The organism is Streptomyces sp. NPDC107562, assembly GCF_055657325.1.
In genome coordinates this window covers 64,505-85,335 of record NZ_JBVKBE010000003.1, presented here as the reverse complement: position 1 = coordinate 85,335, position 20,831 = coordinate 64,505, and the positions used below count along the sequence as shown (strand labels likewise).

Genomic DNA, 20,831 nt, shown 5'->3' with positions numbered 1-20,831 from the left:
GTGCATCGGGCTGCTTCCTCTGCGCTCTGTGCGCCTCGGACTGGTTCGGGACCGGGTGCGAAGCTCCGTCGGGACATGGCGTCGCGGCGGTGCCACTCGTCCAGGCGTTCCGCCACTCAGGTGAACGCATCGGGGCTCCTTCGGGTCACGCACGTACCGGGCCCGCCCAGGGGATGGGCAGGCGGAACGCGAGCACCGCCGGCCGTGCGGACACCCTCCCGGCGATCGAACGGTGGCGGGCGCCAGGGCGCCGAGTGATGCGGCAACTCACTCGACCACCCTTGCCGCGTTCCCCTCGCCGTCCCTGCGAGCAGGAAGAACGCCGCGCCGGGACGTGCGACGCCGCACGCCGCCCTTCCCGGCCACCGGCGGACGCGTACCGCCCCTGGGCCCGTTCCCCGGACCGGTCCCTCCCGCTGCCACGCCGCGTCGTGGGAGCGACTTCTCTCGCGACTTCTCTCCCCCGTCACCGCCGCTGCCCTTGCCCTCGCCATCGGCGCCCTCAGTGCCCTGCGTCGTGTCGACGTCCGACCCTCCCCGCGCCGCTGCGGGCTCCTCGGAGGTGACGCGGACCCGGTCGTCCCGCTCGGCGCGCAGGCAGCGGCGGATCGATTCAGGATCGAGGCCCTCGTTGACGGCCTGATGGAGGAGTCGGGCGAAGAGATAGCCGGGATCGGCACCCAAGGCCATGGCCAGCGCCTCCCGTGCTTCGAGGTCGTCACCGGTCGACCAGGCCACCCAGCCCGCGAGGGTGAGGGGCGCTGCCGCGTGCTCGCCGTAGGGACCGACGCAGCGGCGGGACAGGGCGCGCCAGAGCCGGAGCGCGGGGGCGGCCTCCTCGCCTTCCATCCACTCGGCGACCCGGTCGCGGGTGGTGCGGTCCTGCAGGCCGAGAATCAGGGTCGCCGCTTCCTCGTACCGGAGAATGCCGTCGTCCCGCAGGTCCGCCATGAACGCGCCGGAGGCGGGCGGCGCGTCGGCCAGGCGGCTCATGACCTGCCGGGCCAGGTCCACCGTCTCCTCGGCCACACCCACGCGACGGGTGCCGTCGAGCATCCTGGGGACCAGGGCCATGCTCGCGGTGTCCAGCGCGCCCTCCTGCTCCAGTGCCGCGGCCGTCTCCCAGGGCTGGAGCCTCGCCCTGAGCTCCCGCAGCGTGCCGCGCACCTGAAGACCGGCGTAGGTGGCCGCGGCGGCCAGTACCGACGTGCCCGGGAGTCCCATGGGCTCGCCCTCGTCCGGGCAGCATCCCTTGATGTCGCAGCAGTACGACCAGAAGCGGCTGCCCGAGATGCACAGGGCCTCGATCACCGGCACGTCGAGCTGGCCGCACTGGTAGCGCAGATGGTGGGCCAGCGGGCGGAGTCGCTCCATGACCTGCCGGCCGGTCTCGCCGACGCCCGGTTCCTGGCAGACGTAGGCCACGATCTGTTCCGGTCGTGCTCCCCTGCGCTCGCCTCCCCGGATCAGGCCGTGCGCCAGCTGACCCGCGACGGACTCCCAGTCGTCCGGATTCGCCGGGATACCCAGTCGCGCCCGGCCGCCGAACCGCCCGCGCCCGCCATGGAGAGCGACGAGGACGATGCTGTCCTCCGGGCGGTAGCCGAGCAGGTACGGGAGGGCGTCGGCCAGTTCGGCCGGGGTGCGCAAGGTGATCTGGTGGGCGGCGGGGAGCCCCTCACCGTTCATTCGGCGTCCGTGGGCACGGGGTCGCCACCCCCGACCCCTCCTGGACGCGTTGTCGTTTTCGAAGGATTCTGTCGATTCGCCGTGATGCGTCATGCGCCGACGATCTCGCGGAATCCAAAACTCCGCTCAGACCTGTGGATAAGTCCGATCAGGGACACGACACCTCGTGGTGCCCAGCTCCCGGCGTGTGCCGCCCGCCCCGGCCGAGTCGCCCGTCTGTCAGTGCCGTCCTGTTGTATGGACGCATGGAGCACACGAGCAACGCGGAACTCCGCGCGGACGCCGACGCCGTCCTCGCCCGCCTGGTCGGCGACGCCACGGGCACGGCCCGGCTTCGCGAGGACCAGTGGCGCGCGATCGAGGCGCTGGTCGCCGAGAAGCGCCGGGCCCTGGTCGTGCAGCGCACGGGGTGGGGCAAATCCGCGGTGTACTTCGTGGCGACCTCGCTGCTGCGCGCCCGCGGCAGCGGTCCCACCGTGATCGTCTCCCCGTTGCTCGCGCTGATGCGCAACCAGGTGGAGGCCGCGGCCCGCGCCGGCATCCACGCCAGGACGATCAACTCCGCGAACACGGAGGAGTGGGACGCCGTCCAGGCCGAGATCGCCGCGGGCGAGGTCGACGTCCTGCTCGTCAGCCCGGAGCGCCTGAACAACCCGGACTTCCGCGACCAGGTGCTCCCCGCGCTCTCGGCGGCGACCGGACTCCTGGTCGTGGACGAGGCCCACTGCATCTCCGACTGGGGCCACGACTTCCGCCCGGACTACCGGCGGCTGCGCACGATGCTCACCGATCTGCCCGCGGGCGTGCCCGTCCTCGCCACCACGGCGACCGCCAACGCGCGGGTGACGGCCGACGTCGCGGAGCAGCTCGGTACCGGCGGCACGTCGGACGCCCTCGTGCTGCGCGGCCCGCTGGACCGGGAGAGCCTGAGCCTCGGTGTGCTGCCGCTGCCCGACGCCGCGCACCGCATGGCCTGGCTCGCCGACCACCTCGACGATCTGCCGGGTTCCGGGATCATCTACACGCTCACCGTGGCCGCCGCCGAGGAGGTCACCGCGTTCCTGCGCCATCGGGGGCACGTGGTCGCGTCGTACACCGGGAAGACGGAGAACGCCGACCGCCAGCAGGCCGAGGACGACCTGCTCGGGAACAAGGTCAAGGCCCTGGTGGCCACGTCGGCACTCGGAATGGGCTTCGACAAGCCCGACCTCGGTTTCGTGGTCCACCTCGGCTCGCCCTCGTCCCCCATCGCCTACTACCAGCAGGTCGGCCGCGCCGGTCGTGGCGTCCAGCACGCCGAGGTCCTCCTGCTGCCGGGGAAGGAGGACGAGGCGATCTGGGAGTACTTCGCCTCCCTCGCCTTCCCGTCGGAGGAGCTGGTGCGCCGCACGCTCGACGTGCTCGCACGCGCCGAGCGGCCCATGTCGCTGCCCGCGCTGGAACCGCTGGTGGAGCTGCGGCGCTCCCGGCTGGAGACGATGCTCAAGGTCCTGGACGTCGACGGTGCGGTGCACCGGGTCAAGGGCGGCTGGATCGCGACCGGACAGCCGTGGACGTACGACGCGGAGCGTTACGACTGGGTGGCCCGCCAGCGCAAGGCGGAGCAGCAGGCGATGCGGGAGTACGCGGCGACCACGGAATGCCGCATGGAGTTCCTGCAACGCCAGCTGGACGACGAGGGCGCCAAGCCCTGCGGTCGCTGTGACAACTGCGCGGGTGCGCGCTTCACCGTGGACACCTCCACGGCCGCGCTGGACGCCGCCCGCGTCGATCTGGGCCGGGCGGGCGTCGAGGTGGAACCCCGCCGCATGTGGCCGACCGGCCTGCCGGCGATCGGCGTCGACCTCAAGGGCCGCATTCCGGCCGGTGAACAGGCCTCGCCGGGCCGCGCGCTGGGACGCTTGTCGGACATCGGCTGGGGCAACCGGCTGCGGCCGATGCTCGCCCCGCACACCCCGGACGGGGCGGTGCCGGACGACGTGGCGAAGGCGGTGGTCGGCGTCCTGGCCGACTGGGCCAAGGGCCCCGGGGGCTGGGCTCCGGGCGCGGCGGACGCCCAGCCACGTCCCGTGGGTGTGGTCACGGTCCCCTCACGCACCCGGCCGCGGCTGATCAGCTCACTCGGCGCACGCATCGCCGAGATCGGCCGACTGCCGTTGCTGGGGTCGCTGGAGTACGCGACCGACGTGCCACCGCTCTCACGGAGCAACAGCGCTCAGCGCCTCAAGGCGCTCGACGGAGCCCTGACCGTACCGCCCGCCCTGGGCGCGGCGCTGGCCGAGACACCCGGCCCCGTGCTCCTCGTCGACGACTTCACGGAGACGGGCTGGACCCTCGCGGTCACGGCCCGCCTGCTCCGGCGCGCGGGTGCGCAGGGGGTGTTGCCCCTCGTTCTTGCCGTACAGGGCTGAACGAAGCGGTCACCTGCGCCGTCCCTCTTCGCATCACTCGGCACGCCGCCGGGTACGGATATAAGCCACGGACCACTCGATAAGGGTCGGGCGCCCCAATTGCTCGTTGCCGCATCCCAGTTCGGCGGGAAGAATTGAGGTCCGCTCCCCGCACGGCTCACCCCGTGACCAGGTAGGGCTCTGCTGCGGCGTGCGCTCCCCCGATCCAGACCCCGCCCGCAGTGTGGGCGCGTAGCCGAAGGGAGGAACGTGACCTTCGGATCCGCTCCGTCCTCCGCGGCATCCACGTCGACTTCCGCCGCCTCAGTCAACGCCGGGACGCGGCTGCTGGAACCCGCGGAGTGGGCCGCCGCCGGCATCCCGCTGCTGCGCAATCCTCGCGAAGTCGTCAGCGGGCTGCACACGCGGCACCGCCCCGGGCCGTCGACGGCGGTCGTGGCCGTCCTCGACATGGACGATCGGCTGTGCGCGAGTGCCTCGTTCACCAGGCGTCCGGCGGGCGCCGACGGCTGGATGTTCCGTAACGCGCTGCTCGACCAGCTGCGCCGGGTCATCCCGCACGACCTGCGCCGCCGCACGCCGGTACGGACCGCCGTGCTGCTCTACTGCCGGGAGGGCGACGCGCGTTGGACCGAGGAGGACGGCGCGTGGATGTGGGGCCTGCGTGACGCCTGCACGCTGCACGGACTGCGTTGCGGGGCGTACATCACGCTGACCCGCGACGGCTGGCAGGTCCTCGGTGAGGGCCGGGGCGGCCGCCGCCCGAACTCCGTGTCGGCGCCCGAGCCGTTCGCGACGTCGGAGGCACCGCCCCCACTGCCGCGCACCGGAGGCGCCGCCTCCGACATCCTGAGCCGCGTGGCTGCCCGCTGAGGGCCACGAAACAGGAGCGACTACACCGACGCACCCGCACGACACCAGACCCCTGCACGAACCGCCGGCTCGCACACGCCCGGCAGTCGAGCACGCCGGTCGCCCAGGCCCGGCGCTGCGCACGCGAGCACGCCGGTCACCCAAGCCCGGCGATCCTCGCGCGAACACGCCAGTCACCCAGCCCGGACGCACCTCACACCGACACCCCGGGCACCCAAGCGGGCCTGGACGCGAGCACGCCGGTCACCCGGCACGGCGTGAACGCGAGCACGCCGAAGACCTCGCTGTGCGCGTGCCGCCGGACCGGCGCATCCGCCGACCCAACGCCCCCGACCTGCTGGAACCGGCTCAGACGCCGGCGCCCAGCACCGAGTTGATCTGCTGCGGGTCACCGCAGACGATCAGCAGGGCGCCGGCCCGGGCCAGAGCCAGGGGCAATGCGGTGGCGGCAGCGCCGTCGGACCCACCGTTGACGGCGACCACGACCACAGGCCGGGACGCGGCACGCTCGGCCACGGTGGCGTCCGTGTAGAAGACGTCGTCGCCCGCGTCGTGCTGCGCCCAGTACGACGCCTCACCGAAGGACAGCTCGTGAGCGGCCCAGGGGTGTGGCTCGCCGGTGGTGATCACCAGCACGTCGCTGGGGGCGCGGCCGGAGTCCAGCAGCAGGTCCACGGCTTCCTCGGCAGCGTCCAGCGCACCCCCGGCCGGGGCCGGGATCAACTGGATCTGCGGGGTCGCCGGGGCCGAGGCCGGAGCGGGCGCGACAGGGGTGGAAGTTACGGCCGGACCCGCGGGGCCGGGCTTGGCCGACCCGACCGCACCCGAACGCTGCGCCGGCGGCGAGGGCCGGAGAGAGCCGGGACGACCAGGACGCGGCGGGGCCGCGGGGCGGGGGCCGGGTACGGGACGAGGGGTCGGCGCGGTACGGCCGGTGGCCGAAGCAGCGCGGGGGCCCTGGGCACTCTCGTGAATCTGAGGCTCCTCGGGGATGAGAGGCATGAGTTGATGTCTATCAAACGTTGGTACGGGTCGCGCCAGCGGGTGGCACATACGTGCGACCGGAAGCGTCAGAAGTCGAAGCCGAGCTGGCCGTCGATCTCCGGAACGTTTCCGTCCGCCCAGCTGCGGGCCTTCTTGAGGTGCCGCCATTGCGGCAGCCCATCAAGATACGCCCACGTCAACCGGTGGTAGGGGGTGGGGCCCCGCTCCGCCAGTGCGGCCTTGTGCACGGGTGAGGGATACCCGGCGTTGTCCGCAAAACCGAAGTCTGCATGGTCGATACCCAGTTCGGCCATCATTTTGTCGCGCTGAACCTTGGCGATCACCGAGGCAGCCGCCACGGCCACGCACGACTGATCGCCCTTGATCACCGTGCGGACCTGCCAGGGCGCCCCGAGGTAGTTGTGCTTCCCGTCGAGGATCACCGCGTCGGGACGGACCGGCAGCGCGTCCAGAGCACGCACGGCCGCGATCCGCAGTGCCGCCGTCATCCCGAGGTCGTCGATCTCCTCCGGAGAGGCGTGCCCCAAGGCGTACGACGTCACCCAGGTCCGCAACAACCCGGCCAGCTCGGTCCGTCGTTTCACGGTGAGCAGCTTGGAGTCGGTAAGACCCAGGGGAGGCCGACGGAGTCCGGTGACCGCCGCGCAGACGGTCACGGGGCCGGCCCAAGCGCCACGCCCCACCTCGTCGACACCGGCAATGATCTTCGCTCCGGTCGTTGCGCGGAGGGAGCGCTCGACGGTGTGAGTAGGTGGTTCGTACGGCATGGCGCCCTTAGATTACGCCGCCCGCAACCGACTCCGACACCCCGGTCCCCCAAGACACCGCCAGGGGGCACGGCGCGTGCGCAGGTCCCTCGGCATGCCGTCACGGAAGCGCTCCGCGCCTCCACCGTCGCACTCGTGAACCGAACCGAAAAGACGGCCGGCTCTAGACCGGAACGCCCGTCCAGTCGGGCAGCGCCTCCGTCTGCTGCGCCCACTCCGCGGGCGGCGCCCCGGCCTCCCCCGCCGCGAGCACGCCGCCCACGATGGCGCAGGTGGTGTCCACGTCGCCGCCGGCCTGTGCGGTCGTCCAGAAGGCCTGCTCGTAGGCGCCGAGGGAGCGGGCGGCCGACCAGAGGGCGAAGGGCACCGTGTCATGGGCGGACGTCCGCCGCCCGCAGCCCAGTACCGCCGCCACCGTTCCTGCGTCTCCGTAGTCGAGCATGTCCCGGGCGCGGCGCAGGCCCGCCCCGACGGCACTCTTCGGTACGAGGGCGACGACGTCGTCGAGCAGCGACTCGGGGCTCGGTGGTCCGCCGGGGGCCGCGACCAGCGCGGCGGCTGCCGCTACGGCCATGGCACCGACCACCGCCTCACGGTGCTGATGCGTCGGATAGGCGGAGATCTCCGCCTGGTGCGTGGCCTGCTCGGGGTCGTCGGCGTACCAGGCGCCCAGCGGGGCGATGCGCATGGCGGCGCCGTTGCCCCAGGATCCCTGGCCGTTGAAGAGCGCGGAGGACAGTTCCCGCCAGTCGCCGCCTTCGCGGATCAGCCGGAGCATCCGGTTGACCGCCGGGCCGTAGCCGCGGTCGAAGTCGTGGCGCTCGGCGAAGGAGCGGGCGAGGGCGTCCTGGTCGATCCGGCGGTGGGCGGCGAGGACGGCGACCACGGAGCAGGCCATCTCCGTGTCGTCGGTCCACTGCCAGGGGCCGGGCGGCAGCTCGCGGCGTTTGAGCAGCGGATAGTTCGCGGGCACGAAGAACTGGGAGCCGAGCGCGTCACCGACGGCGAGGCCGCGCAGGCTGGCCAAGGCGCGATCCAGGCGCCCGCCGGGAGAGGAGTCAGTCATTGGTCTGCCACTCTATTCGGTGATCCCGTACGGTTCCGGGTCTCGCCAGCGTTCGAACGGCCGGTCCAGCGTGTACTTGCCGTCCTCCCCCAGAACGAGCATCCGTATCTCGCCGTTCCCGGGGTTCGACAGCGACTCGAACTCGGCGACGGTCCAGTGGAACCAACGCATGCAGAACAGCCGCATGGCCAGGCCGTGCGTCACCAGCAGCACGTTGGACGGATGATCCGGCGCCTCGAAGCTGCGGTACAGGCTCTCCAGGAAGCCACCGACCCGGTCGTACACGTCGGCGCCGCTCTCGCCCTGCGCGAAGCGGTAGAAGAAGTGTCCGTACGCGTCGCGGTAGGCCTTCTGCAGCCGGACGTCGTCGCAGTCCTGCCAGTTCCCCCAGTCCTGCTCGCGCAGCCGGGGCTCCTCGCGTACGCGTATCAGGTCGGGGTCGAGGTGGAAGGCGCGGAGCGTCTCGTGGGTGCGGCGGTAGGGGGAGACGTAGACGCTCACCTGTTCGCGCCCGAAGAGATCACGAAGCCGCTTGCCGGCCTCCTCGGCCTGTCGCCATCCGCGTTCGGTCAGTGCCAGTGAGTGATCGGGTTCGCGTTCGTACACGGAGTCATCAACATTGCCCGTTGACTCGCCGTGCCGGACAAGGACGATGCGCCGTGGTCGTGCCATGCCAAAACCCTAGTTCGGGCGAGGCCGTATCGAGCACTCGTACGGGCTCCATACGGCGTAGGTCACACACTTCCCGCACCATACGCCACATAAGGCGCACGTTCCGCGGAGCCGGGATTCAGACGATCCAGCTGGGTTCCAGCTCCACGATGTCGCCCGTCAGCGCCGCGACGTCCGCCTCCGTCTGGGCCCGCAGAGCCAGCCTCTCCACGCGTTCGGTGCGGTATTTTCCGTGCTCGGCGGCCGACCGCCACATCGACAGGACCATGAACTCGTGCCCCGGCGCCTCGGCGAAGAGGCCCCGGATCATCCCCGGAGAGCCCGCCATGGCGGGGTTCCAGACCTTCTCCTGCATCAGCGTGAAATTGTCGACGCGCTGCTCGTGGACGCGGCACAGCGCGACCCGGACGAGGTCGGCGTCCGTGAAGCGCGGTTCGAAGCCCGTCTTCACGTCGAAGCGGTAGTCGAACAGCCTGACCTGGGCATCCTTGAAGGTTCCGGCCTGTGCCGCCGCCAGCCGGTCATGGGAGCGGGCCATGAAGGAGTCGTAGAACGCACGGCTCTCCCAGAAGGCGAAGATGTGCGCCACCGAGGGCCGGCTCCGGCTCCAGCCTCCGCCCTGTCCCCGAAATCCCGGCTCCCCCGGAAGCCCCGCCCATTTTCGCTGCCCCCGCTCGAAGCCGCGGCGGTCCACCACGGTGCAGCGAATCCACTTGACCAGCACCGCGCCATCGTACGGCCACGGGCGTGGCCCCGGTCACGTTCGGCCGAGGCGCACTCGCGCACACCCGCCCACGCACGTGGCAGGATGGACAACCGGCTTCAATCGCCCGGCAGTTCGGGCTACGGGCGCAGGAGAAGGGGGACGACGTCCGATGAGCGGCATCAGCAAGGGCATCCGCAAGGTCGAGATCGCGGTCAAGTGGGACCCGAGTGGGCCGGGGCAGCCGCCGAGCGATCTGGACATAGTGGCCGCCACCTACCTGGCGGGTGATCCGTACGGCGATCCCGCCTACACGGTCCACTTCGACAGCCGCTCCCCTGACGGCACCATCACGCTCAACCGGGACAGCAAGGACGGCAAGGGCTTCGGGTGGGACGAGGTCATGACGGTGGAACTCGACCGGCTGGACGCCCGCTACGGGCGCGTGGTGGTCGGCGTCGTCATCCAGCAGCGGCCCGACCGGCGCACATTCGTCAGCGTGATCAAGCCGTCCCTGCGGATCCGCGAGGGCTACGCGGACCTCGCCACGGACGACTTCGGCGGCGTCCTCGGCTCTACGGCCGCCAGGGTCGCGGAGTTCGTCCGGGGCGATTCCGGGGCGTGGGACTTCCACTCCGGTGTCCACGGCTTCGAGGACGACCCGGTCGCCTTCACCAGCACGATGGGCCACCCGCACAGGTCGTGACGCATGTCGTGACCAGATGTCGTGATCACAGGTCGCGACCACAAGTCGTGACCACATGTCGACATCCCGCCGACCGATCGGGGACCTGAGCGCACACGGCGAGGGGCGCCGGCACGAAGCCGGCGCCCCTCGCCATCAGGGAGTGTCACTCAGACGTCAGCTGCAGCCGCTCGTCGAGCCGCAGCCCTCGCAGATGTAGCAGGAGCCGGCGCGCTGCATCTTCGTACCGCAGGAGAAGCACAGCGGGGCGTCGGCCTGGATGCCCAGCTGCATCTCCACCAGCTCGGCGCTGGTGTGCACCTGCTTCGGGGCGGGCGCGGCCACCTCGACCTCCGCCTTCGGCGTGACCACGGCCTTGAGCTCCTGGGCACGCGGCGCCGACTGGGCCAGGCCCTCGACGTCGACGTCCTCGTCGGACGGCTCGTACGAACCGGTCTCCAGGTGACGCTGACGCTCGTCGGCGGAGTGGATGCCGAGCGCGGAGCGCGTCTCGAAGGGCAGGAAGTCCAGCGCCAGGCGGCGGAAGATGTAGTCGACGATCGACTGCGCCATGCGGACGTCGGGGTCGTCGGTCATACCGGCCGGCTCGAAGCGCATGTTCGTGAACTTCGAGACGTACGTCTCCAGCGGCACGCCGTACTGCAGACCCACCGAGACGGCGATCGAGAAGGCGTCCATCATGCCCGCGAGGGTCGAGCCCTGCTTGGACATCTTCAGGAAGACCTCGCCGAGACCGTCGTCCGGGTAGGAGTTGGCGGTCATGTAGCCCTCGGCACCGCCGACGGTGAAGGACGTGGTGATGCCGGGACGTCCCTTCGGGAGGCGCTTGCGGACCGGGCGGTACTCGACGACCTTCTCGACCGTCTCACGGATGGTGGCCTCGGCCTTCTCCGTGATCTCCGCCTTCTCCTTCTCCTTGGTCTTGGCCGAGAGGGGCTGGCCGACCTTGCAGTTGTCGCGGTAGATGGCGAGCGCCTTGACGCCCATCTTCCAGGCCTCGAAGTAGATCTCCTCGACCTCCTCGACGGTCGCCGACTCCGGCATGTTGACCGTCTTGGACAGGGCACCGGAGATCCACGGCTGGATCGCGGCCATCATGCGGACGTGGCCCATCGCGGAGATGGAACGCTCGCCCATGGCGCAGTCGAACACCTCGTAGTGCTCGTGCTTGAGGCCCGGGGCGTCGACGACATTGCCGTGGTCGGCGATGTGGGCGACGATCGCCTCGATCTGCTCCTCCTGGTAGCCCAGGCGGCGCAGGGCCTGCGGGACGGTGCCGTTGACGATCTGCATCGAGCCGCCGCCGACCAGCTTCTTGAACTTGACCAGCGCGAGGTCGGGCTCCAGGCCGGTGGTGTCGCAGGACATCGCCAGACCGATGGTGCCGGTCGGGGCGATGACGGACGCCTGGGAGTTACGGAAACCGTTCTTCTCGCCGAGGCGCAGCACGTCCTGCCAGGCCTCCGTGGCGGCGGCCCAGATCGGCGTGTCCAGGTCGTCCATGCGGACGGCCTTGGTGTTCTCGTCGGAGTGCTGCTTCATGACCCGCAGGTGCGGCTGGGCGTTGCGCGCGTAGCCGTCGTACGGGCCGACGACCGCGGCGAGTTCGGCGGAGCGCCGGTACGACGTGCCGGTCATCAGGGAGGTGATGGCGCCGGCCAGGGCACGGCCGCCGTCGGAGTCGTAGGCGTGGCCGGTCGCCATCAGCAGGGCGCCGAGGTTGGCGTAGCCGATGCCGAGCTGGCGGAACGCGCGCGTGTTCTCGCCGATCTTCTGCGTCGGGAAGTCCGCGAAGCAGATGGAGATGTCCATCGCGGTGATGACGAGCTCGACGACCTTGGCGAAGCGCTCGACGTCGAAGGACTGCTTGCCCTTGCCGTCGTCCTTGAGGAACTTCATCAGGTTCAGCGAGGCGAGGTTGCAGGACGTGTTGTCCAGGTGCATGTACTCGCTGCAGGGGTTCGAGCCGTTGATGCGGCCGGACTCCGGGCAGGTGTGCCAGTGGTTGATCGTGTCGTCGTACTGGATGCCCGGGTCGGCGCAGGCCCACGCGGCCTCGGCCATCTTGCGGAACAGGGCCTTGGCGTCGACCTCCTCGATGACCTCGCCGGTCATCCGCGCACGCAGACCGAACTTCCCGCCCTGCTCGACCGCCTTCATGAACTCGTCGTTCACGCGGACCGAGTTGTTGGCGTTCTGGTACTGGACGGACGTGATGTCGTCGCCGCCCAGGTCCATGTCGAAGCCCGCGTCCCGCAGGGCGCGGATCTTCTCCTCTTCCTTCACCTTGGTCTCGATGAAGTCCTCGATGTCGGGGTGGTCGACGTCGAGGATGACCATCTTGGCGGCGCGGCGGGTGGCGCCACCGGACTTGATCGTTCCTGCGGAGGCGTCGGCACCGCGCATGAAGGAGACCGGACCGGAGGCGTTGCCGCCGGAGGAGAGCAGCTCCTTGGAGGAGCGGATGCGGGAGAGGTTCAGGCCGGCGCCGGAGCCGCCCTTGAAGATCATGCCCTCTTCCTTGTACCAGTCGAGGATCGACTCCATGGAGTCGTCGACGGACAGGATGAAGCAGGCGGAGACCTGCTGGGGCTGGGGCGTGCCGACGTTGAACCAGACGGGGCTGTTGAAGCTGAAGATCTGGTGCAGGAGCGCGTAGGCCAGCTCGTGCTCGAAGATCTCGGCGTCGGCGGGCGAGGCGAAGTACTTGTAGTCCTCGCCGGCCTTCCGGTACGTCTTCACGATGCGGTCGATCAGCTGCCGAAGGCCGGTCTCGCGCTGCGGGGTGCCCACGGCACCGCGGAAGTACTTGCTGGTGACGATGTTGACCGCGTTCACCGACCAGAAGTCGGGGAACTCGACGCCACGCTGCTCGAAATTGACCGAGCCGTCGCGCCAGTTGGTCATGACGACGTCACGGCGCTCCCAGGCCACCTCGTCGTACGGGTGCACGCCGGGGGTGGTGTGGATGCGCTCGATACGCAGTCCCTTGGTCGCCTTGATGCCCTTGGCGCGGGAACTCCGTGCCGGACCGCTCGCCGTCTCTGTCATGCCGCCTCCCTCTACGGGCAAAAACGCCCTGAAGTGCCACGATGTTCCCGTGGCACGTGTTCTGTCTGGTGTTGCGGGGCCCTGCCACTGCCACCCGCAACAGGTCTTCTGTCGCCGCCGACCGGCCGACCCGGAAGCCGCCCCCGGGCCCGGCCCACCTGTCAGTCGGCGGAGCGCGCGGGCTCGGGGAGCTGAGCAGCTCCTCCGGACCCGCGGTCGTCTTCCTGGCTCCCCACGCCGCCGGCGCCGTCGTCCGCGGCGGGGTGTTCCCGCTTGTGCCTGAGTTCCGCGATGGCCGCCTCGAAGTCCTCCAGCGACTCGAACGCCCGATAGACGGAGGCGAAGCGCAGATAGGCGACGAGGTCCAGCTCCTGCAGCGGACCGAGTATGGCCAGCCCCACGTCATGGGTGGTCAGCTCGGCACTCCCGGTGGCCCGCACCGCCTCCTCGACCCGCTGGCCGAGCTGCGCGAGCGCGTCCTCCGTGACGGGTCGCCCCTGGCACGCCTTGCGCACCCCGTTGATGACCTTGGTGCGACTGAAGGGCTCGGTGACTCCGGAGCGCTTCACCACCATGAGCGAGCACGTCTCCACGGTCGTGAAACGACGGGAGCAGTCAGGGCACTGGCGGCGCCTGCGGATCGACGTGCCGTCGTCGGTCGTACGACTGTCGACCACACGGCTGTCGGGGTGCCTGCAGAAGGGGCAGTGCATGGATTCCCATCCCTCCTCACAGCAGACTCAATAGCCTCAACAGACCCTTGGGCCCCTCGAAGCGAGCACAAGCATAGGCGATGATCGTGCGAGCCAAGACCGGGGGGACCACAACTTCTGGGCTGCTGTAGCCATCCAACCACTACATGTGGGGATTGGCTCGCACATCCACCCAGACTCGCGTGTCGACGGCGGCACCATCCGGCTCCCCGCGCGCGTGCGGCGCTCGGGTGACCTGGGCGCACGGCCGTACCGAGGTCGCAGGTGGGGAGATACCGTGGGCGCCACACGGAGAAGACGTACGACTTCCCGCGTCCGAGGGGGCCGATACCCGGCCCGGAGGACACCGGATGGCAGACTGGGCCGCGCTTCACGAGGGATCACCTCGGCGGTGAAGGGTACAACAATCGACGCTTTTGTCCGCGGGACTCCGCGTCAGCCATACACCCAGGCGCACGATCACACCCCGTGATTCGCGCTTTTTCACTCGAACGTGTGTTTGGCGCAACCTTTCGAAAGCAACTACCGTTGTCCAGCAGGGAGACCATCGAGAGGGGCCGACGTGACCACCACCGCAGACAGTGCCACCATCACTGCCCAGGACCGCTCCCAGGGCCGACTCGAGCCGGTGCATGCGATGAACGAAGCCACGAACCCAGAGGGGCACAAGCGCTCCCTGCCGGGCCGACCTCCAGGCATCCGGGCGGACAGCTCAGGGCTGACCGACCGGCAACGCCGGGTGATCGAGGTCATCAGGGACTCGGTGCAGCGCCGCGGCTACCCGCCGTCGATGCGGGAGATCGGCCAGGCGGTCGGCCTGTCCAGCACGTCCTCTGTGGCCCACCAGTTGATGGCACTGGAGCGCAAGGGCTTCCTGCGCCGTGACCCGCACCGCCCCCGCGCCTACGAGGTGCGCGGCTCCGACCAGGCCGCGTCGGTGCAGCCGACGGACACCGCGGGCAAGCCGGCCGCTTCCTACGTTCCGCTGGTCGGCCGCATCGCCGCCGGTGGCCCGATCCTCGCCGAGGAGTCGGTCGAGGACGTCTTCCCGCTCCCCCGGCAGCTCGTCGGTGACGGTGAGCTGTTCGTGCTCAAGGTCGTGGGCGACTCGATGATCGAGGCCGCGATCTGTGACGGCGACTGGGTCACCGTCCGCCGTCAGCCGGTCGCCGAGAACGGTGACATCGTGGCCGCGATGCTCGACGGCGAGGCCACCGTCAAGCGCTTCAAGCGCGAGGACGGCCACGTCTGGCTGCTGCCCCACAACGCGGCCTACGAGCCGATTCCGGGCGACGACGCGACGATCCTCGGCAAGGTGGTCGCCGTTCTGCGGCGAGTCTGACGCCCACCGCGGGCGGCCCTTTCGAGACCGCCGCCCTCCCTGACCGGGCCCCGGGACCTCTGCGCCGGTTCCGGGGTCCTGTGCTGTCCGGCGCACATGCCGAGGGGGCCCAGAGGGCGGCTGCCGTCCGGGCTCCGATGGCGGATGGGTCCGGGAAGCGCGGCGCCCCGGACCTGATGGCTGATGCCCCGAGGGCCGACCGCCCGGAACCTGATGGCCGATGGGCCGCTAGTCGGGTCGTCCGGACCTGATGGCCGATGAGTGGGAAGGCAGGGCGTCCGGACCTGATGGCCGGTGGGCCGGAAGGCGGGTCGTCCGGACTTGACGGCCGATGAGCCGTAAGGCAGGGCGTCCAGACCTGATGGCGGGTGGGCCGGAAGGCGGGTCGTCCAGACCTGACGGCCGATGAGCCGGATGGCAGTGCGTCCAGACCTGACGACCGATGAGCCGGAAGGCAGGGCGTCCGGCCCATGGCCGATGAGCCCGAAGGCAGGGCGTCCAGACCGGACGGCCGATGAGCCCGGCTCGGGGCCTCGCCCACGATGACGTGCTTCGCTACAGGTCCGCCTCGGCCTCCGCCTTCTTCGCCGCCGCGTCGATGGCGGCCAGCGACTTCCGGACCTGGTTACGGTCCGTGGTGTACCAGAAGTCGGGCAGTGACGCCTTCAGATAGCTCCCGTAGCGGGCGGTGGCCAGACGCTGGTCGAGCACGGCGACCACACCGCGGTCCCCCGAGGCCCGCACCAGGCGACCGGCGCCCTGGGCCATCAGCAGGGCCGCGTGGGTGGCGGCCACCGCCATGAAGCCGTTGCCTCCGGCGTCCTCCACCGCCTTCTGGCGCGCGCTCATCAGCGGGTCGTCGGGGCGCGGGAACGGGATCTTGTCCATGACGACCAGCTGACAGCTGGGCCCGGGCACGTCCACGCCCTGCCACAGCGACAGCGTGCCGAACAGGCACGTCCTGGGGTCGGCCGCGAAGTTCTTGATGAGCTCGCCGAGGGTCTCCTCGCCCTGGAGGAGGATAGGGAACTCGGGGATGCGTGCGCGCAGCTCCTCGGCGGCCAGTTGGGCGCCCCGCATCGAGGAGAACAGCCCAAGGGTGCGCCCGCCCGCAGCCTGGATCAGCTCCGTCAGCTCGTCGAGCATGTCCGCGCGATCACCGTCGCGCGCGGGACGCGAGAGGTGCTTGGCGACGTAGAGGATGCCCTGCCGGGGGTAGTCGAACGGCGAGCCGACGTCGACCCCCTTCCACTGCGGGAGGTCGTCGCCCTCGGTGCCCTCGGGTGCGAGTCCCAGGGAGGCACCGACGCCGTTGAAGTCGCCGCCGAGCTTCAAGGTCGCCGAGGTCAGCGTCACCGACCGGTCCGCGAAGAGCTTCTCCCGGAGCAGGCCCGAGACCGACATGGGGGCGACGCGGAGAGAGGCGCCGAAGCGGTCGTGGCGCTCGTACCAGACGACGTCCCACTCCGAGCCCTGCGTGATGCGCTCCGCCACGTCGTGCACCGACTCCACGGACGCCAATGCCTGCTTGCGGACCGCGTCCTCGTCCTGGACGGACTTGTCGCGGGTCGCGCCGATCGCGGAAATCACCGTCCGGCAGGCATCTCGCAGCGCCGTCAGCGCGTAGCCGAGATCCTCCGGGATCTCTTCGAGCCGACCCGGCAGGGCCAGCTCCATCAGCCGCTCGAAGCCCTCGGCGGCGGTCTGGAGCTGGTCGGCGGCCTTCTCGTTGACGAGCTTCGCGGCGCGGCGGACGGCTCGGTTGACCTGGCCGGGAGTCAGCTCGCCGGTGGCGACGCCGGTGACCCGGGAGACCAGCTCGTGGGCCTCGTCCACGATCAGCACCTCGTGCTGTGGAAGGACCAGGGCGCCCTCGATGGCGTCGATCGCGAGCAGCGCGTGGTTGGTAACGACGACCTCGGCCAGCTTGGCGCGCTCCCGGGCCATCTCCGCGAAGCACTCGGCGCCGTACGCGCACTTCGACGCGCCCAGGCACTCCCGCGACGAGACCGACACCTGGGCCCACGCGCGGTCCGACACACCCGGTGTCAGGTCGTCACGGTCGCCGGTCTCGGTCTCGTCGGACCAGTCCCGCAGCCGCAGCAGGTCCTGACCCAGCTTGCTGGTGGGTGCGGCCGCCTCGAACTGGTCGAAGAGGCCCTCTTCCTCGTCCTGTGGAACGCCTTCGTGCAGGCGATGCAGGCACAGGTAGTTGGACCGGCCCTTCAGCATCGCGAACTCCGGGCGGCGGCGCAGCAGCGGGTGCAGCGCCTCGACCGTGCGGGGCAGGTCCCGCTCCACCAGCTGGCGCTGGAGGGCGAGCGTGGCGGTCGCTACGACGACCCGCTCCCCGTGCGCGAGCGCGGGCACCAGATAGCCCAGCGACTTGCCGGTGCCGGTGCCGGCCTGGACCAGCAGATGGGAGCCGTCGTCGATCGCCTCCGCGACGGATTCGGCCATGGTCACCTGGCCTGGGCGCTCCGTGCCGCCGACGGCTGTGACGGCGGCATGCAGGAGTTCGGGGAGTGAGGGCTTCGTCATAGCCCGACCACCCTACGGCGCCGCACTGACAAAGGGGTGATCACGGGGAGGTGGGGGATGGGGCGGAGGTGAGGGCAAGACCCGCGGTGACGGGGTGCGGGCCGAGGGTGCAGCCGGCCTGTGGATCGGTTGGGTGCGGCACGGGATCGGTACGGACCGACGACGATCGGGCCTGGATGGATGGGAGCGACGAGTGATCGAGCGCAGCTCGATCGGTCGGGTCGCGGACTCCCTCGTCGAACTCCCTCGCCGACCGCGAAGAAATTGAGTGGGAACCGGATCGCCGCGACCGGTGTACCAAAAGTGATGACGCTGACGCTCAGCGCTACAGCAGATGACGGAGGGACCGGTCTCGCACCATGAGGGCGGACCGTTTGGAAGGCAGGTCGACCTCGGCGGCGAACCGGAAACCGGCGCTGAGGAAGGCGGCCACGGAGGGGGTGTTGCGAATGTCGGGTTCGGCCACGACGCGGGCGCAGGCGGGGCGTCTGTCGAGGACGAGGTCCGCCACGGATCTGAGGAGCAGGCTGCCGAGACCTCGTCCCCGTCTGGCGATATCACCGATCAGGAGGTGAAGGCCGGTGTCGTGCGGACGGGCCGGGTAGTGGCGGGCCAGCGGGTCGAGGTCGGCCCGGTAGATCTCCCAGTAGCTCATCGGAGTGCCGTCCAGGACGCCGAGGCAGGGGACGCTGCGTCCGTCGCCGGCCAACTGGGCGTTCAGGTGGTCCTCGGTCCGCTCCTGGGATCCGTCCAGCTCCCAGAACGCGGCCACGGCCGGGTCGTTCATCCAGCGGCAGAGGAGGGGCAGATCCCGTTCCACACGCACGGGGACTAGCTGGAACACGCCTGCGGGCGTGTCGGTGGGCCCCCAGTCGCCAACCTGGTCGAGGAGGTCGTCAGGGGCGCGCCGGGCCGGTGCTGGACCTGGTTCCGGTGCTTGACCTGGCTCAGCAGGCTCGGTCCGGTCCGCGCCCTGGTCCTGCTCGGCCAGGAAGGCGAGGAACTCCTTGGGCAGACGCAGGTCCAGCGTGTCCTCGGCGTCGGTGTCCTGGGGCGTGTCGGCAGCGGCGTCGGTGCTCGCGTCGGTCGGAGGCACTTGAGGCTCCTCTCAGAAGGCGGCGTCGGGGCGTCTTCCTTGTGGGTGAAGGGAGTTGCTGTTGGTCAGGGATGAAGGGGGTTGGCGATGGTGACGTAGACGGACTGGGTGTCCACGGGGCCCGCGAGCTCGTCCAGGCCGTGCAGCCGGGTCAGGAGGTTGGCCTTGCAGCGCAGGACGGGTGAGTCGAGGAGACGGGAGGGAAGTGAAGTGCGCAGCCGGACAGGACCGGAGGCGGCGCGTTCGAGGAAGCGGCGGAAGGCGGCGAGCAGCAGCCCCTCGTCCGTCAGACGCTGCGATCCGAACGCGCCGACGAGACCGAACACGTTGTTGATCGCCACGTAGTAGGCGAAGCGCTCGTCGGCGACCTCGTCGGCCACGAAGGTGTCACTGCGCTCGCCGATGCCCGGGAGCCGGGAGGCGAGTTCGGCACGCCGCGATTCGCGAAAATAGAAGCCTTGGTTGTCGCGGTATCGGCCGCCTGCCGGCCAGCCGTTGCTGTCGAGCAGGACCAGCGTGTTCTGCTGGTGGGCCTCCAGGGCGATCCCGGCCTCGCCGTCCAGCCAGAGCACAGGTCGGACGACGTGTTCGAGGTAGCGCAGGAACCACTCGGCGGCGACGGCCCCGCGTGGACGACCGGTCCGGGCGGCGAGTCCGGTGACGATCCCGGCCAGCCGGGACCGGGGCGACAACCGGTCGGACTGCTGCGGGCGGTCGGGGCGGCGCGGGCGGTCGGACCGGGGCAGGGGTGCCGTGAGCCCGGCGAGGCAGGAGACGTCGTCCGTGGGCGTGAACGGGTTGTGCCGGATCACGACGTCGAGACCGTGCACCGGGCTGCCGTCCGGCCCGTCGACGGCGAGCCAGGCCGGGTCCCGCACCACGTCGAAGCCGGGGTGCGCGGCTTGCCACTGCTGGGCCAGCCCGGTGCGCAGCAGTCGATGGACCTCGGCACCACGGTGCAGTTCTTTGCGGAGGTTTTCGCGACGGGAGTTGGTGATGTGCAGGCCCAGGGAGAGTTTGAGCATGGCGGGGGCGTGGCCCCGGTAGACGGTTCGGACGGAGGAGGTGGGGTGCCAGGCCGGCCCATGCACCCCGAGGTCGCGGAGCAGTCCGGCGTCGAGCAGTGTGCCGACGTCGTCGCGGTGCCGCAGCTCGCGCGCCTGCCAGGGGTGCAGGGGAAGGGCTGTGTACCCGTCGGGCAGGGGCAGCCCGCCCCCGGCCAGGTGAGCGGCGAGCCGGGCTGCGGGGACGACGCGGCCGCGTTCCGTCCAGGCGGAGTCGGTGGCGAGCAGGGAGGGGGCGACGGCCATCCAGTGCAGGGCAAAAGAACCGCGCTGCTCAGGTGACCAGAGGCGCGCTTCGCTCTCGGTGAGACCTTCGCGACTCTTCGGGGTCGGGTGCAGGGGATGCCCGAGGAGCAGTGCCTGCTCGGCTGCGAGGAAGAGGTCCGCCTTGTCGGTGGGGGGCTGTCCGCGCTCGCCGATGAAGGTCGCGACGCGACGGACGGAGTCGGCCACGCGCGCGACGAGGTCGGTGTTGTAGCGGCCGTAATGGTCGTCGCGGACGGGACGGTCGTCGCGGAAGGCGTAGTCGTCGCGGTCATCGCGGCCGTGACGGTCGTCGCGGACGACGGAGTCATCGCCGACGTCGCGGCCGTGACGGTCATCGCGGACGTCGCGGTCATCGCGGGCGTCGCGGTTGTGGAGGTCGTCGCGGTGTCCGTGCGCGCTCGTGTGCAAGCCGCCGGGCGTCTCCCGGGCGAGCAGTGCGGCGACGGTGACCGCGTCGAGGGGCGGGGAGTCCGCCGGTGCGCCGGCCGGACGAGGTGGGCCGAAGCGGTGCCAGCCCGTGCGAGACCAGTAACGCACGGGGGCGAGGAGAGCGGTGCCAGTGGCGGGGAGCGGGATGAGGAGGGTGTCATGGGCGGGGGCAGGCTGGTTCGTCTCGCGTACCCAGCAGCGCAGCAGGTTCTCCACGGTGGCCGCCTCGGCGGCGGTGTGGGCGTCGGGGTGGTCCAGGAGGTCGGTGACGGTGCCGTCGAGGCGCGCGGGCTCCTGGCGATCGTTGTGCTGTCCGGGGACCGTCGCTGCCGTGGGTGCGGGTTCGGTCCCATACTCCTCGCGGCGTTGCGCGGGGGTGCGGAGACAGTCGTCAGGTGTGGGGGCGGTGGTCAAGTCGGTTCCTTGGGGGGTCGAT

Annotated in this window: 15 protein-coding genes; 4 read left to right on the top strand and 11 right to left on the bottom strand. The window is 70.6% G+C overall.

Annotated elements, in window-relative coordinates; all coding sequences use genetic code 11:
* Positions 1-267: 267 nt before the first annotated feature.
* The gene (locus ACZ7LV_RS10755; RefSeq protein ID WP_471937931.1) at positions 268-1,782 is read right to left on the bottom strand and encodes a DUF4192 domain-containing protein; all 1,515 of its coding nucleotides are present in this window, start codon (positions 1,780-1,782) and stop codon (positions 268-270) included.
* Between the two features lie 152 nt (positions 1,783-1,934).
* On the opposite strand from ACZ7LV_RS10755, the gene ACZ7LV_RS10750 reads away from it, so the two are divergent.
* Together ACZ7LV_RS10750 and ACZ7LV_RS10745 are read left to right on the top strand one after the other, a co-directional pair.
* Positions 1,935-4,100, top strand: a complete 2,166-nt coding sequence (locus tag ACZ7LV_RS10750) for a RecQ family ATP-dependent DNA helicase (protein ID WP_471937929.1) — start codon at positions 1,935-1,937, stop codon at positions 4,098-4,100.
* A 249-nt stretch (positions 4,101-4,349) separates the two neighbouring features.
* Entirely contained in the window at positions 4,350-4,973 is a 624-nt protein-coding gene (locus ACZ7LV_RS10745) for a hypothetical protein (protein WP_471937927.1), read from the top strand.
* Between the two features lie 348 nt (positions 4,974-5,321).
* On the opposite strand, the gene ACZ7LV_RS10740 is transcribed toward ACZ7LV_RS10745, so the two are convergent.
* The 5 genes from ACZ7LV_RS10740 to ACZ7LV_RS10720 form a co-directional block, all read right to left on the bottom strand.
* Positions 5,322-5,975, bottom strand: a complete 654-nt coding sequence (locus ACZ7LV_RS10740) for a hypothetical protein (protein ID WP_471937925.1) — start codon at positions 5,973-5,975, stop codon at positions 5,322-5,324.
* Between the two features lie 68 nt (positions 5,976-6,043).
* On the bottom strand, positions 6,044-6,745 hold the full coding sequence (locus ACZ7LV_RS10735) for a ribonuclease HII (RefSeq protein ID WP_471937923.1): 702 nt from the start codon (positions 6,743-6,745) through the stop codon (positions 6,044-6,046).
* A 163-nt stretch (positions 6,746-6,908) separates the two neighbouring features.
* Complete coding sequence (locus ACZ7LV_RS10730) at positions 6,909-7,811, bottom strand: ADP-ribosylglycohydrolase family protein (protein ID WP_471937921.1); 903 nt, start codon at positions 7,809-7,811, stop codon at positions 6,909-6,911.
* A gap of 12 nt (positions 7,812-7,823) precedes the next feature.
* Positions 7,824-8,483 carry a histidine phosphatase family protein gene (locus tag ACZ7LV_RS10725; RefSeq protein ID WP_401678467.1) on the bottom strand — a complete coding sequence of 220 codons (660 nt, stop codon included), beginning with the start codon at positions 8,481-8,483 and terminating at the stop codon, positions 7,824-7,826.
* 118 nt (positions 8,484-8,601) lie between these two features.
* Complete coding sequence (locus ACZ7LV_RS10720; RefSeq protein WP_401678464.1) at positions 8,602-9,207, bottom strand: YdbC family protein; 606 nt, start codon at positions 9,205-9,207, stop codon at positions 8,602-8,604.
* 151 nt (positions 9,208-9,358) lie between these two features.
* Here ACZ7LV_RS10720 and ACZ7LV_RS10715 point away from each other — a divergent pair, with 151 nt between their 5' ends.
* Positions 9,359-9,892 carry a TerD family protein gene (locus ACZ7LV_RS10715; RefSeq protein ID WP_471937919.1) on the top strand — a complete coding sequence of 178 codons (534 nt, stop codon included), beginning with the start codon at positions 9,359-9,361 and terminating at the stop codon, positions 9,890-9,892.
* A gap of 156 nt (positions 9,893-10,048) precedes the next feature.
* On the opposite strand, the gene ACZ7LV_RS10710 is transcribed toward ACZ7LV_RS10715, so the two are convergent.
* Both ACZ7LV_RS10710 and nrdR read right to left on the bottom strand, forming a co-directional pair.
* Positions 10,049-12,943 carry a vitamin B12-dependent ribonucleotide reductase gene (locus tag ACZ7LV_RS10710; protein ID WP_471937917.1) on the bottom strand — a complete coding sequence of 965 codons (2,895 nt, stop codon included), beginning with the start codon at positions 12,941-12,943 and terminating at the stop codon, positions 10,049-10,051.
* Between the two features lie 161 nt (positions 12,944-13,104).
* Positions 13,105-13,656: a transcriptional regulator NrdR gene (nrdR, locus tag ACZ7LV_RS10705; protein ID WP_471937915.1), complete on the bottom strand. Its 552-nt coding sequence runs from the start codon at positions 13,654-13,656 to the stop codon at positions 13,105-13,107.
* A gap of 562 nt (positions 13,657-14,218) precedes the next feature.
* Here nrdR and lexA point away from each other — a divergent pair.
* On the top strand, positions 14,219-14,998 hold the full coding sequence (lexA, locus tag ACZ7LV_RS10700; RefSeq protein WP_171145262.1) for a transcriptional repressor LexA: 780 nt from the start codon (positions 14,219-14,221) through the stop codon (positions 14,996-14,998).
* 555 nt (positions 14,999-15,553) lie between these two features.
* Here lexA and ACZ7LV_RS10695 read toward each other — a convergent pair.
* From ACZ7LV_RS10695 to ACZ7LV_RS10685, 3 genes are all read right to left on the bottom strand, one after another.
* On the bottom strand, positions 15,554-17,539 hold the full coding sequence (locus tag ACZ7LV_RS10695; protein ID WP_471937912.1) for an ATP-dependent DNA helicase: 1,986 nt from the start codon (positions 17,537-17,539) through the stop codon (positions 15,554-15,556).
* 325 nt (positions 17,540-17,864) lie between these two features.
* Complete coding sequence (locus ACZ7LV_RS10690; protein WP_471937909.1) at positions 17,865-18,635, bottom strand: GNAT family N-acetyltransferase; 771 nt, start codon at positions 18,633-18,635, stop codon at positions 17,865-17,867.
* Positions 18,636-18,700: 65 nt separating this feature from the next.
* Positions 18,701-20,653: an IucA/IucC family protein gene (locus tag ACZ7LV_RS10685; protein WP_471939170.1), complete on the bottom strand. Its 1,953-nt coding sequence runs from the start codon at positions 20,651-20,653 to the stop codon at positions 18,701-18,703.
* Positions 20,654-20,831: the final 178 nt, after the last annotated feature.

Bases quoted from the DNA above. Each gene is read 5' to 3' on its own strand.
- ACZ7LV_RS10755 (WP_471937931.1), bottom strand. From the start codon at position 1,782: ATGACGCATCACGGCGAATCGACAGAATCCTTCGAAAACGACAACGCG.
- ACZ7LV_RS10750 (WP_471937929.1), top strand. From the start codon at position 1,935: ATGGAGCACACGAGCAACGCGGAACTCCGCGCGGACGCCGACGCCGTC.
- ACZ7LV_RS10740 (WP_471937925.1), bottom strand. From the start codon at position 5,975: ATGCCTCTCATCCCCGAGGAGCCTCAGATTCACGAGAGTGCCCAGGGC.
- ACZ7LV_RS10735 (WP_471937923.1), bottom strand. From the start codon at position 6,745: ATGCCGTACGAACCACCTACTCACACCGTCGAGCGCTCCCTCCGCGCA.
- ACZ7LV_RS10730 (WP_471937921.1), bottom strand. From the start codon at position 7,811: ATGACTGACTCCTCTCCCGGCGGGCGCCTGGATCGCGCCTTGGCCAGC.
- ACZ7LV_RS10725 (WP_401678467.1), bottom strand. From the start codon at position 8,483: ATGGCACGACCACGGCGCATCGTCCTTGTCCGGCACGGCGAGTCAACG.
- ACZ7LV_RS10715 (WP_471937919.1), top strand. From the start codon at position 9,359: ATGAGCGGCATCAGCAAGGGCATCCGCAAGGTCGAGATCGCGGTCAAG.
- ACZ7LV_RS10710 (WP_471937917.1), bottom strand. From the start codon at position 12,943: ATGACAGAGACGGCGAGCGGTCCGGCACGGAGTTCCCGCGCCAAGGGC.
- nrdR (WP_471937915.1), bottom strand. From the start codon at position 13,656: ATGCACTGCCCCTTCTGCAGGCACCCCGACAGCCGTGTGGTCGACAGT.
- ACZ7LV_RS10695 (WP_471937912.1), bottom strand. From the start codon at position 17,539: ATGACGAAGCCCTCACTCCCCGAACTCCTGCATGCCGCCGTCACAGCC.